Here is an 11,824-nt window from a genome sequence, read left to right as displayed (position 1 = left end):
TTATTTTTGATAAAACCTATTGTTAATAAAATAAAAACCGTAAGGAGAAATAAATCAATTCTCTTTACGGTTTTTTTATTATTAAAGCATTCCTGTAATGAAAAATTTGAGGTAAGAAAAGTACTCATAAATGATACAAAATATCCGAAGGATGCTCTCGACTAAGATTATTTGTTGTTATTACTTTATTTGGGCATAAGATAAGAATTCTATCCCTTTACCGCTTTAAACTTTATCTGAGTGAGGGCTAACCAAAGGAATAATAAAAAATATTCCAGAAGGTTACACTATCATGGTAACGAAGTTGCTTTCTAGGAGAATTCACATGAAAAACCAAACCCTAAGCTTGCTTCAAATGTCATTGATCCTGATTGGCAGCACCGGACTTGTTAACCATGTCATTATCATCCCTATGGTTTTAGACGTTTCGGGCCGTGATTCCTGGATTGCCATTTTGTTCTCATGCGTTTCTTATCTATTCTTGTTACCGATTCTTTATTTCATCCAAAAACGGATGCATGGAGAACAGCTGTTTCTTTGGATTAAGAAGAACTTCGGGATTTTTGTTGCCTATCCATTATTAGCTATTATCCTCCTATACTTATTTTCCTTGAGTGTTGTCACGTTAAAGGAAACGTTAACCTTTTTATCGTTTTATCTCCCGAAGACACCTAAACTATTTCTAGGTGCTGCATTTTCTATTATCTGTTTTTATAATGCAAAGCACGGGATTCAATCCATTGGGTTAACAGCGGGTATCCTTCTACCGATCGTTTTTATTTTAGGTTTGTTTGTCATGACGGCGAATTTTCCGAATAAAGACTTCTCTTTTTTAAAACCATATATGGAGTATGGCACCTCACCAGTTATTAAAGGCATGATCTATCCAATATCAGGATTTATCGAGTTTGGTTTTATCCTATTTATTCATCATCACTTAAAGACAAAATTAAAATTCTCTTCTTTGATTTGGATTGGAATCATTTTTTTAATACTTACTCTTGGACCAACCATCGGGGCTATCATAGAGTTTGGACCGTTCGTAGCTGCTAAGCAACGATACCCAGCCTTTGAGGAATGGAGGCTTGTAGCAATCGGTCGTTATATTGAACATCTCGACTTTTTATCTGTTTATCAGTGGTTTGTTGGAGCTTTCATCCGTATATCTCTTCTGTCTTTTTTAATCCCAGATCTTCTTCAAGTTACAAATAAGAAGGTAAAGAATGGATTACAGCTCTTTATTCTCGGAGGGATTATTGTGCTATCCATTTTGTCCATTAACGATACCGCTTTTTATTTGTTTTTATCCCGCCTATTTTTACCGGGCACGGTTGTATTAATGCTCTTTCTTTTTGTACTATTAGCCTTCCTCTCCATGTTTGTGAATAAAAAGAAAGGAGTTAAAACTAATGAGGCGCAATAATCGATCTGATCAAGATAAGATGAACATCAAATGGGATGAGGAAGTTTTAAAGGGATGGTTTGAAGGGTCCAAAGATGTCCTCTTCCAAAAACAGCAAATCGGCAAAGGCGTACTTTCTTTTTCTTTTTTATCTGTATATTGTCAAAGTCTCATTGATACAAATGAATTGAGAAGAACGATATTGCCTCATCTTCATTATGTATTGGAAAATGGATTTTCCGGTGATGCAAAGGGATTGGAGTCAAAAGTTGTTTTCCCTATCACTTCTATAAAATCAGATTTATCACAGGAGGACCTCGCCCAAAAAATTTTTGAAGGTGAATTTCTCTTTTTCCTCCCTGAATTTAAGCTGGCTTATTCGATCAAATTAGCTAAACTACCTGCAAGATCAGTAGAAGCGCCTAGTACGGAAGTGACTCTGAAAGGAGGAAGGGACGGTTTTGTTGAAGAACTGCAAACAAATATAGGGTTAATTCGTAAAAGATTGAAAACAAGCTCCCTTAGTTATGAAGAATTTGTAATCGGAACTAGAAGTAAAACTAGGGTTGCTATTCTTTTTTTGAAGGATGTTATTTCACAGGATATTTTAGCACAAGTACGATCTCAACTAAATGATATTAATGTTGACGCCGTCGTTTCCGCTGCGCAAATTGAAGAGCTGATTACCGGCCGATCTTTCAGTCTTTTCCCTGTATTAGAATACACCGGACGACCTGATTATGCTGTAAATTGCTTACTTTATGGGCGCTTCCTTTTATTAGTTGAAGGCTGCCCGACTGCGTCCATTGGGCCTGTTACCCTTGTGTTTTTCGTAAATAACGCAGAGGATCAGCATTCTACTGCCCCTTTTGGAAGCTTCGGGAGGGTCCTCCGGATTTTCAGCTTACTTATCGCCGTTTTTCTTCCAGGATTTTGGATTGCTTTAGTCGCCTATCATCCTGATCAAATTCCCTACTCGTTATTAGCAACACTGGCTTTGTCAAGAGAGGGTGTTCCATTTCCTGCTACTTTAGAGGGCTTCATGATGATTTTTTTATTTGAGTTACTTAGAGAGGCTGGACTTAGGATCCCAACTACTGTTGGTCAAACGTTATCAGTTGTAGGTGGATTAATTATTGGACAAGCGGCCATCAGTGCTGGATTTGCCTCGCCTGGTATTGTCGTGATGATGGCAATTTCCGTCGTTTCAACCTTTACTTTGATTAATCAGTCACTTACTGGAACGTTAAGTGTCCTCCGATATTTTGTCTATATACTCTCATGCTTACTCGGAGTAGTAGGGCTCATATTTGCTGTCTTTATCATTTTTATTCATCTTGTGAATCTACGCTCTTTTGGGGTTCCCTTTATGGCCCCCTACTCTCCACTCGTCCCAACTAGTGTATTACCTGCAACATTCCGAATACGTTTTAAAAACATGTTAAGGCGGCCGAAAGAGCTTCATACAAACGATAGCACGAAAAAAAGGATGAGTAAAAAGGATGAGTAAAATTTTTCAGAAAAAGCTGCTTATTGTATTTGCATCTACTTTTTTGTTAACCGGATGTTGGGATACTCGAGAAGTGGAGCATGTATGGTACATAAATGCCTTAGGAATTGACTTTCAAGACAATCAATACGTGCTCTACCCTCAATTTATCAATTTTTCAACTTTTGCAAAACAAGAAACCACCATTCGTACACCACAGCCAATTTTTATCGGAAAAGGAAGCGGGGAGCTTTTAGACCATTCAGCGTTCGATTTTTATAGAACGGCCCAACAAAGGGTGTCTTGGGAGCATATTAAAACCATCGTATTTTCAGAGAATGTACTGAAAAATGGAGATATCCGACAAATTGATGAATTCTTAGCTCGTTTCTTTCAGTTTAGAAATACTATGTGGGTGTTTGGAACAAAAGATCCGATTCAGGATGTGCTTGCAACTGGGACCATCCTAAATCTCTCACCCCTTTATACCGTTATGGATATCCCAAATGTAATGACAAAAAATTATTCCCTTTTTAGTCCTTTGAAGTTTTTCAAATTTCGTGCCTATCTTTATGAGCCTGGGATGACCACACAAATACCTTGCTTATCTATTACGAAAAAAAAATGGAAATCAAACAAAAAGGATTTTCCCCTGCTCAAGTATAGCGGGTCAGCTTTTGTAGCATCGAAACGCTACAAAGGGTACTTGTCAGAGAAGGACTTACCAGGCTTAAAATGGACGGACAAGTCTTTCAACCGAGCACCAATGCTATTAAAAAAAGATGGGAAGCCAGTTACGGAAATCGTATTGAAAAAATCAAAAATCCATACACAGGCTTACATAAAAAACCATGAACCACATTTTCGTATGAAGCTTAAGGTTGAAGGAGATATTTTTCAGGTTGTAAAATTTTTGCCTGTGAAAACTATAGAAAAAATAGCAGAACAAGCACTTAAAAAGGAAATCGAAGAGACCTACACAAATGGGTTAAGAAAAGGAATAGATGTATATCAGCTTTCACAAACACTTTATCGCAATAATGTAAGAGCCTGGAAAAAACTCGAAAAGAACGGCGCTATCCCGCTTTCGCCATCATCCTTAGATGTAAAGGTAAAAGTTCAAATTATGACGAGCGGTCAATGGAAGTCCACCAATTTGCAAAAACCGTTCTCTCGGGAACAATAATAACGCCATAGTGAAGGCATTGCATTAACCAAAAAACGTGGCGTAACCGGGGAAGAAAAAGATCACTGCTTCCTAAACAAGTAGCACAGTTAAACCGATGACCACATACTTAAGAAAAGAAATCTGATGTTGCCAGTAAATACGGATTAGTCGTGAAACGGTAGTGTACCAAGCCCTGTAGGAGTACTGAACAACTTTTGCTTCAGTACATTCTATAAATTTTAAGGGATCATTTACTCGAATCACCACTTGTTCGTATTCTTTTTTATCCCGATCGCCAGAGTCGCTTCAATTAGATATCTTATCTCTGCTTTATACTTGATCTAACATTGCAAATAACTTTTTATAATTAGAAAGTGTATCTTTATCCTCAACTTTAAAGCCAGATTTGAAAAATGAAATTTCTCCTATTCCTTCATTAATTTGATTCTTTGCTTCAAGAATTCGCCGTAAGTTTTTGGCAGTACCAATACTTCCAGAAATAATGTCTACATCTTCAGCAAATAGCTTCCTTAAGCTATTTTTAAAGTATGGGAAATGAGTGCATCCTAGAACTACGGTTCCGTACTGCTTTAAATCAAAAGAGGATAATTGATCTCTTAAATAGGGTACAACTCTCTCTTCGCTGAATTCAAAATTCTCAGCAAACTGTACAAGACCAGGAAGTGGTAAGCTTTCAACTATATCGTGATTGTCTATACTTTTCACCAGGTTATGAAATTTTTCCTCTCTGAGAGTCAAATTAGTCGCCAATACTAAAACTTTTTTTCGCTTTCCTTCACATTTTTGAACAGCTGGTTTTACAGCTGGCTCAATACCTAAAATTGGGAAATCATACTTTTTACGGAGGTCTTCCACAGCGATACTGGTGGCAGTATTACAAGCAATGACCAATGCTTTTACGCCTTGATTAGCTATAAAATCAGCAGCATTAAAAATATATTGTCTTACCTCTTCTTTTGGTTTTTCACCATATGGAACATGTAAGGTATCAGCATAAAATATGTAATCTTCGTTTGGCAGGAACCTCAATGCTTGATGAAGTACCGTCATTCCACCAATACCCGAGTCAAAAAATCCTATTCTCACTACTTTCACTCTTCTCCTTAATTAATTCTGTTCTATTTTATCACTCACGTCTTTCCAGCACCAATTATAAAAATTGAAATCAAGTTGATTTTTCGCAGTATCAAGACATTGGAAATGATTGACGTGACCCTGAGATGTTGATAAAATTATTGTTGGAATTTATGTGAAATTTTTCACAAGATTAACTCTTATTTCTTCTAAAAAATACTGTTAAAAGGGGTTTCACGTTATGAAAAGAATCGTAACATTGAGCACTCGTAATCTGAAGGATACCGCAAAACACGGTGGATGTGGCGCATGCCAGACATCTTGCCAGTCAGCTTGTAAAACTTCTTGCGGAATTGCAAATCAGAAGTGTGAAAACACAATAATCAGATAGGAAACAGGAAATGTGCCGCCCAACTGCTTTCTAGATGGGCGGCAATTTTTATGGACAAAAGGAGATTGATTATTAAGTATGATTCATCAATATAAACTAAACGGGTACAACATCGTGCTCGATACCTACAGTGGATCGGTGCATGTTGTCGACGACCTCGCCTATGAAATCATCGCGCTTTATGAGAATACTTCTAAGGAAGAAATCGTGACAATGATGCTGGAAAAATACGCACATGATTCCGACATCTCCGAAGGGGACATTCGAGACACCATCGCGGACGTCGAGAAGCTAAAAAATGATGGCCAGCTCTTTTCTGAGGATGAATATAAGGATCTCTCAATTGATTTGAGAAATCGCCAGACTTATGTAAAGGCCCTCTGCCTCAATGTCGCGCATACCTGTAACCTGTCATGCCAATATTGCTTCGCCAGCCAGGGGAAATACAACGGAGACAGAGCAATCATGAGCTATGAGGTTGGCCAAAGAGCCATCGATTACCTATTGGAAAACTCCGGTCATCACCGAAACCTCGACGTTGACTTCTTCGGCGGAGAACCGCTCATGGCCTGGAAGGTTGTCAAGCAGATTGTTGCATATGCAAGAAGCAAAGAAAAAGAGTACAAAAAGACTTTTCGCTTTACCTTCACGACGAATGGTATGCTACTGGACGATGAAGTCACCGAGTTTTTAAACAAGGAAATGTACAATGTAGTATTAAGTCTTGATGGAAGAAAAGAGGTCCACGACCGCCTTCGCAAAACAGTCACAGGAAAGGGCAGCTACGATCACATCGTTCCAAAATTCCAGGAATTCATCAAAAAACGTGGAGACAAAGAGTACTATGTACGCGGGACCTACACTCACAACAATGTCGATTTCACAAATGACATTTTTCATATCGCTGACCTTGGTTTTGACAAACTCTCGATGGAACCGGTAATCGGTGACCCACGGGAACCCTATGCGCTTACCGACGCGGACCTCCCAGAGATTTACAACCAATACGAAATTCTCGCCAAGGAAATGCTAAAGCGAGAGGAAAAAGGCAATGGCTTTACCTTCTACCATTACATGCTTGACCTTTCAGAAGGACCTTGCATCCAAAAGAGAATTTCCGGATGCGGTTCAGGAACCGAATATCTCGCTGTCACACCATGGGGCGAACTCTTCCCATGCCACCAGTTCGTCGGGGATGAAGATTACAGCTTGGGAAACATTTGGGATGGAATCACAAAACCTGAGATACAATGCCAATTTAAAGAGAGTAACTGCTACTCAAAACCGGAATGTCAGGACTGCTGGGCGAAGCTCTACTGCAGTGGCGGCTGCCCTGCCAACTCCCTTCATGCAACCGGCTCTCTCAAGGGGACCTACGACTTCAGTTGTGATATCTTCCGTAAGAGAATCGAGTGTTCCATGATGGTTAAGGTAGCTGAATCCATCAGAGGTATGGAACAAGCCGTGACTGAATAAGGACAAAGATGTAAAAAGAGGCTGGGACATAAGTCAGAAAAAATCTGATTTATGCTCAGCCTTTTTAGATTTAATTCTTATTCCTTTGCCAAATTCCATTTAATGATATGTACAGCATGTGTAAGACCACCTCCAAATCCATACAGTAAAAGAGTGTCTCCATTTTTTAACTTTCCTTCGTTTATTGCTATTTGTAAGGCTAATGGAATTCCCCGTATATTCTACACTAGTTTATGTTTTATCAAGTGGAAAACCTGATTTTTCACAAATGGATTCAATCATTCGTAAATTCTTTTATAAAGATAATCCAAACCTCTTTAATTCAATGAAAATACTTTCTAATCGTTTCCCTTTTTCTGTTATTGTATATTCCACACGAGGGGGAACCTCCGGAAATACCTTTCTTTCCAATATCCCATGATCCTCCAGTTCCTTAAGGCGTAGCGAAAGTGTTTTTGGACTAATTCCATCCATTGATTTCAATAGCTCACTGAATCGCATTGTTCCTTCGATAAGCAGATTCCGAATAATTAAAAAGGTCCATTTAGTTCCAATCACGTCAAGCGTTTTAGCTATAGGGCAAATCTCACCTGGTGTTCCTTTGGTCAGTATGACGGGCTCCATAACACTCATCTGAAACATCCTTCCTAAAACATTTTTTGATTAATTTCCTTTATCATATCAAAAAAGTATACTTTCGGTAACTTTATGAATTATTTATCACTACTTCCTTAAATAAAGTTACTATATTTATAATATCAATAAACCTATTATTCCATCACATTCTTGAGGAATTGATCAGAAGAAGTGAGAGAAATCCAACAATCAAAGGAGAGAGAAAAAAGATGAAAAATATACTTATTATTAACGGACATCAAAGGTATAGTACAGCGGAAGGTAATTTAAACCAAACATTAATGGACAAGATGGTCAGCTTGTTAAGTGAAAAAAACAATATAAAAACAACCATTGTTCAAAACGGATATAAAATTGAGGAAGAGCAGCAAAAGTTTTTATGGGCTGATATTGTCATTTACCAAACACCTGTCTATTGGTTCAGTGTTCCAGGCCTATTAAAAACGTATATGGATGAGGTTTATACTTATGGTTTGTTTTTTAAGGGTGCTGATCAATATGGCAGAGGCGGATTACTGACCAAAAAGAAATATATGTTTTCGACTACCTGGAATGCTCCTGAAAAAGCATTTAATGATCAAACTCAATTTTTTGAAGGGAACAGCCTAGAAGATTCATTAAGCCATTTACACCTCATACAGAAATTCATAGGAATGAAACCTTTAAAGAGTTTCACTTGTTATGATGTAATCAAAAATCCGAAAGTTGGAAAATTTGTATTCGAACTTGAACTACATCTGAAAGAAGTATTGAACTTTTAATCTATAAAGGAAGATTACAAGGAGGTAAAAACATGTTACAAGATAAAAAAGTGGTAATTATCGGCGGAAGCTCGGGGATTGGTCTTGAATCAGCTAAACAAGTAATAGCCGAAGGCGCAAAAGTTATTATTGCCAGCCGTTCCGAAGGAAAATTACAGAATGCATTAGAGCAACTAGGCGATAATGCTATGGCTTTTACGCTGGATACAACACAAGAACAGCAAGTTCAGTCTTTCTTTGAAAAAGTCGGCCAGTTCAACCATCTTGTGGTGAGCGCGGCTGAAACTTCCGGCGGGTCATTCTTCCAAACGGATACAGCCCAAGCCAGACAACTGTTTGAAAACAAATTTTGGGGCCAATACTACGCAGCTAAATACGGTGCACCGAATATCTTACCACATGGTTCGATCATTTTATTCTCTGGAGTAGTAGCCTACAAATCGATGGTTGGTTCATCAATTCTTGGTGCAGTCAATGCGGCCATTTCGAATCTAGGTCAGACCTTAGCTTTAGAACTTGCTCCGATTCGAGTGAACATCGTTTCACCCGGTATCATTGATACACCTTCCCGCAGCAAAATGCCAGAAGAAGATCGTAATCAGTTCTATGCAACTGTCGGAAACAAACTTCCTGTGAAACGAATAGGAAGGGCTGAAGACGTTGCACAAAGCGTACTATACCTGCTCCAAAATAGTTTCGTGACCGGAACCGTCCTTCATGTAGAAGGCGGTCACATTTTAGCTTAAATAGCGGGTAAAATTGTAGGTTAAACAAAGATTGTAAAGTGGCTTCTCCTCGATAGGTAATGCTAAGTGAAAGTACGTCAACCAGCCGTTAAACCTTAAAGGAATTACGGCTGGTTCCTAAAGAAGAGATAGAGGTATGAGCTATAAAAATAGATCAAACACCCTATTATTGTATAAGGATGTAATGAGTTATGTTTAATTTTACAATGTTTGACCATTATCAATTGTAAAAATTTGACCTGTAACAGATTCTTGAGTCAATTGAAAAAGAATAGCTTCCGCAATATCATCTGGCGTTGAAATTCTTTTAAGTGGTAAGTTACCTGCAAGTTGATACATCTTCTCTTCATGACCTGACCACCACCTTGTATCAACTGCACCAGGAGCTATACTATTTACTCTGATATAAGGTGACAATGCGATTGCTAATGACTTTGTCATTGTGTGAATAGCTGATTTTGTGGCTATATACGGTATGGATGAACCTATTCCTGTCATTCCCGCTACACTGCCCATGTTAACAATTACACCCGCTTGTTGCTTCTTCATATAAGGAACAACAGCCTTTACAAAATGAAACATTCCTTTCACATTCACACTAAAAAGGGAATCCCACACTTCATCTGTTACGGCATCTAAGTCATTCATAGCAATTTGAGCTGTAATACTTGCATTGTTTACTAAACCATCCACCGTCCCTAATGATGAAATCGTTTGGGATACCATATCATTCACTTCTTTTTCTATCGCTACATTTGCTTTATAAGCGATTGCTATTCCTCCTAGTTGTGTAATCTCATTGACAACCTCGACAGCTTCTTTTTCCGATCGGTTATAATTAATGACCACTTTTGCACCTGCATTTGCTAATTTCAAAGCTGTTGCTCTTCCTATACCAGTACCACCGCCAGTTACAATGACTACTTTATCTTTTAATTCCATTCTAAATCATCCTAACTTTGTTTGATTTATATTCTCAATTATACTTTTGAACACATAAAGGATATAATACTGAAAAATGAAGTAGGTATCATTTTAAATAATACCAGTGGAGGAATATATTCTTGGAAAGCCATGATTTGTGGATTTTTAAACATGTTGCAGAGCTGCAATCAGTATCAAAAGCTGCTGAAAAATTGGGCTACGTACAACCTAATGTCAGTCAGCGAATTAAGAGTTTGGAAGATGAACTAGGGGTCAAATTATTTATGCGTAACAATAGAGGGGTTACATTGACCGAAAAGGGAAACGTTTTATTAGAGTATACAAATCAAATCATATTATTAATGGATGAAGCTAAGTCAGTCATTAGTCCTCAAAAATGGAGAGAATCATTAACAATAGGTGCATCCCAAACGATTTCTGCGGTTAGAATTCCTCAGCTGTTTTCTTCTTTTTTGAAGGAGCATAAAAATATGGATGTAAAGGTACGAACGAATGATAAACAAAGGTTACAAGAAATGCTTTCCTATGGAGAACTTGATGGTGTTTTTATAAATGGTGCGTATAATTCCGCACAGTTTGAACCCGTTTATCGTTATTTTGAGAAAATCGTACTCATTTCACCTAAACATAGTCAACTTGAAAAGCAACATGATCAAACGTTAATTGTTAATAGTGACATAAATTGTATCTACAGAAACAAAATGATAGATTTCGCTAACAAAAGTTATTTCCATGATCCTACTATTATGGAGTTTGATTCTCTAGAATCTATTCTGCAAGCGGTTCATGATGGACTTGGAATCACGATATTACCGGCAGATGTTGCTTATAATCGAAAAGAAATAAAAACGGTTCAATATCAAGAACTGTCTGACACAATCATGATAGATTTTATAATCAAACGTAGAAAACAGAAACCGCAAAGTCTAACAAAGTTTATTCGTTTTTTGCAAAGAACATAATTCGGTAGTACTTGGAATAGTTTTTCCTTTCGATTTATGATTTTCAAGAATTCAACAAATTAATCCTAGACATTCCCTGTAAGATCGAGTAATATGAAGTAAAGTTCATATGAAGTAAACTTCACATCATACTATGTTAGGGGTGATTTGTTTGAAAAATAGATTTACACAGCTTTATTTATGCTCAATAGCAATGATTGCACTCGGTTTTTTGGGGATTATTTTCAATAATGCTAAAACTAATACTACAGAAGAATATTATTTTGGTATTTTAAATTTATTCGTTGGAGCAATGCTTTTAGTCTTCGCTATCATTTCTCACATTAAATATCATACTAATCGCAAACAATTAGAAAGAGAGCTATCAAAAGAATATGATGAGAGAGATGATTTAATAGAAGGAAAAACTGCACACTTTACCATAAGCATACTAATGATGGTGACGATCCTTATGTTGTTTCTTTCAAAATGGATTACAATCCCAACAAATACTGCATTATTTATCATTATTATATCTTCCCTAATTACTAGCACATTAGCTAAAAAATATTATAATTATTTTCTTTAATTAGGTGAATTATATGAAAAATATAGTAAAAGAATTGCGGTTAAAACATGGAATCACACAACAAGAATTAGCGGATAGAGTATGTGTATCTTCAAGAACAATAATCTCTTTAGAAAAACAACAATATAATCCATCTGTTTTACTAGCATATAGAATATCTTCAGTTTTTAACTTAACAATTGAAG

13 protein-coding genes and 1 pseudogene are annotated in these 11,824 nt (G+C 37.2%); 10 read left to right on the top strand and 4 right to left on the bottom strand.

Features of this window, described 5'->3' with window-relative positions; translation table 11 throughout:
- Positions 1-325: 325 nt before the first annotated feature.
- Genes V7150_RS19255 through V7150_RS19245 form a run of 3 tightly spaced genes read left to right on the top strand, consistent with a single transcriptional unit; the run spans position 326 to position 4,077 of the window.
- Positions 326-1,423 carry a GerAB/ArcD/ProY family transporter gene (locus tag V7150_RS19255; RefSeq protein ID WP_335521538.1) on the top strand — a complete coding sequence of 366 codons (1,098 nt, stop codon included), beginning with the start codon at positions 326-328 and terminating at the stop codon, positions 1,421-1,423.
- Positions 1,410-2,912, top strand: coding sequence for a spore germination protein (locus V7150_RS19250; RefSeq protein WP_335521536.1), 1,503 nt, complete (start codon positions 1,410-1,412; stop codon positions 2,910-2,912). The genes V7150_RS19255 and V7150_RS19250 overlap by 14 nt, the downstream gene beginning before the upstream one ends.
- Positions 2,905-4,077 (top strand): Ger(x)C family spore germination protein, encoded by a 1,173-nt coding sequence (locus V7150_RS19245; RefSeq protein WP_335521534.1) that lies wholly within the window; start codon positions 2,905-2,907, stop codon positions 4,075-4,077. Before V7150_RS19250 ends, V7150_RS19245 begins: the two co-directional genes overlap by 8 nt.
- 312 nt (positions 4,078-4,389) lie before the next feature.
- On the opposite strand, the gene murI is transcribed toward V7150_RS19245, so the two are convergent.
- Positions 4,390-5,166, bottom strand: a complete 777-nt coding sequence (gene murI / locus V7150_RS19240; RefSeq protein ID WP_335521541.1) for a glutamate racemase — start codon at positions 5,164-5,166, stop codon at positions 4,390-4,392.
- Between the two features lie 229 nt (positions 5,167-5,395).
- On the opposite strand from murI, the gene scfA reads away from it, so the two are divergent.
- Both scfA and scfB read left to right on the top strand, forming a co-directional pair.
- A complete protein-coding gene (gene scfA / locus V7150_RS19235; protein ID WP_335521532.1) occupies positions 5,396-5,545 on the top strand; it encodes a six-cysteine ranthipeptide SCIFF in 150 nt (49 codons plus the stop codon).
- A gap of 78 nt (positions 5,546-5,623) precedes the next feature.
- A complete protein-coding gene (gene scfB, locus V7150_RS19230) occupies positions 5,624-7,021 on the top strand; it encodes a thioether cross-link-forming SCIFF peptide maturase (protein WP_335521529.1) in 1,398 nt (465 codons plus the stop codon).
- Between the two features lie 77 nt (positions 7,022-7,098).
- Here the strand turns inward: scfB and V7150_RS19225 are convergent.
- Both V7150_RS19225 and V7150_RS19220 read right to left on the bottom strand, forming a co-directional pair.
- Positions 7,099-7,312, bottom strand: a pseudogene (locus V7150_RS19225) (3-oxoacyl-[acyl-carrier-protein] synthase III C-terminal domain-containing protein); the annotation flags it as partial.
- Between the two features lie 3 nt (positions 7,313-7,315).
- Positions 7,316-7,654, bottom strand: a complete 339-nt coding sequence (locus V7150_RS19220) for a winged helix-turn-helix transcriptional regulator (RefSeq protein WP_335521528.1) — start codon at positions 7,652-7,654, stop codon at positions 7,316-7,318.
- 212 nt (positions 7,655-7,866) lie between these two features.
- On the opposite strand from V7150_RS19220, the gene V7150_RS19215 reads away from it, so the two are divergent.
- Both V7150_RS19215 and V7150_RS19210 read left to right on the top strand, forming a co-directional pair.
- A complete protein-coding gene (locus V7150_RS19215) occupies positions 7,867-8,418 on the top strand; it encodes an NAD(P)H-dependent oxidoreductase (RefSeq protein WP_335521527.1) in 552 nt (183 codons plus the stop codon).
- A gap of 32 nt (positions 8,419-8,450) precedes the next feature.
- A complete protein-coding gene (locus V7150_RS19210; RefSeq protein WP_335521525.1) occupies positions 8,451-9,164 on the top strand; it encodes an SDR family oxidoreductase in 714 nt (237 codons plus the stop codon).
- A 201-nt stretch (positions 9,165-9,365) separates the two neighbouring features.
- On the opposite strand, the gene V7150_RS19205 is transcribed toward V7150_RS19210, so the two are convergent.
- Entirely contained in the window at positions 9,366-10,106 is a 741-nt protein-coding gene (locus V7150_RS19205; RefSeq protein ID WP_335521524.1) for an SDR family NAD(P)-dependent oxidoreductase, read from the bottom strand.
- Positions 10,107-10,228: 122 nt separating this feature from the next.
- Here V7150_RS19205 and V7150_RS19200 point away from each other — a divergent pair, with 122 nt between their 5' ends.
- The 3 genes from V7150_RS19200 to V7150_RS19190 all read left to right on the top strand — a co-directional run.
- Positions 10,229-11,071 carry a LysR family transcriptional regulator gene (locus V7150_RS19200; protein ID WP_335521522.1) on the top strand — a complete coding sequence of 281 codons (843 nt, stop codon included), beginning with the start codon at positions 10,229-10,231 and terminating at the stop codon, positions 11,069-11,071.
- A gap of 151 nt (positions 11,072-11,222) precedes the next feature.
- Complete coding sequence (locus V7150_RS19195) at positions 11,223-11,639, top strand: hypothetical protein (RefSeq protein WP_335521520.1); 417 nt, start codon at positions 11,223-11,225, stop codon at positions 11,637-11,639.
- Positions 11,640-11,652: 13 nt separating this feature from the next.
- The coding region (locus V7150_RS19190) for a helix-turn-helix transcriptional regulator (protein WP_335521539.1) at positions 11,653-11,824 on the top strand (172 nt) is incomplete at its 3' end.

It is taken from the genome of Neobacillus drentensis, from assembly GCF_036965245.1.
Classification (GTDB): domain Bacteria; phylum Bacillota; class Bacilli; order Bacillales; family Cytobacillaceae; genus Neobacillus; species Neobacillus drentensis_G.
The sequence above is the reverse complement of the archived record's forward strand: the minus strand, read 5'-3'. Positions and strand labels throughout refer to the sequence as shown.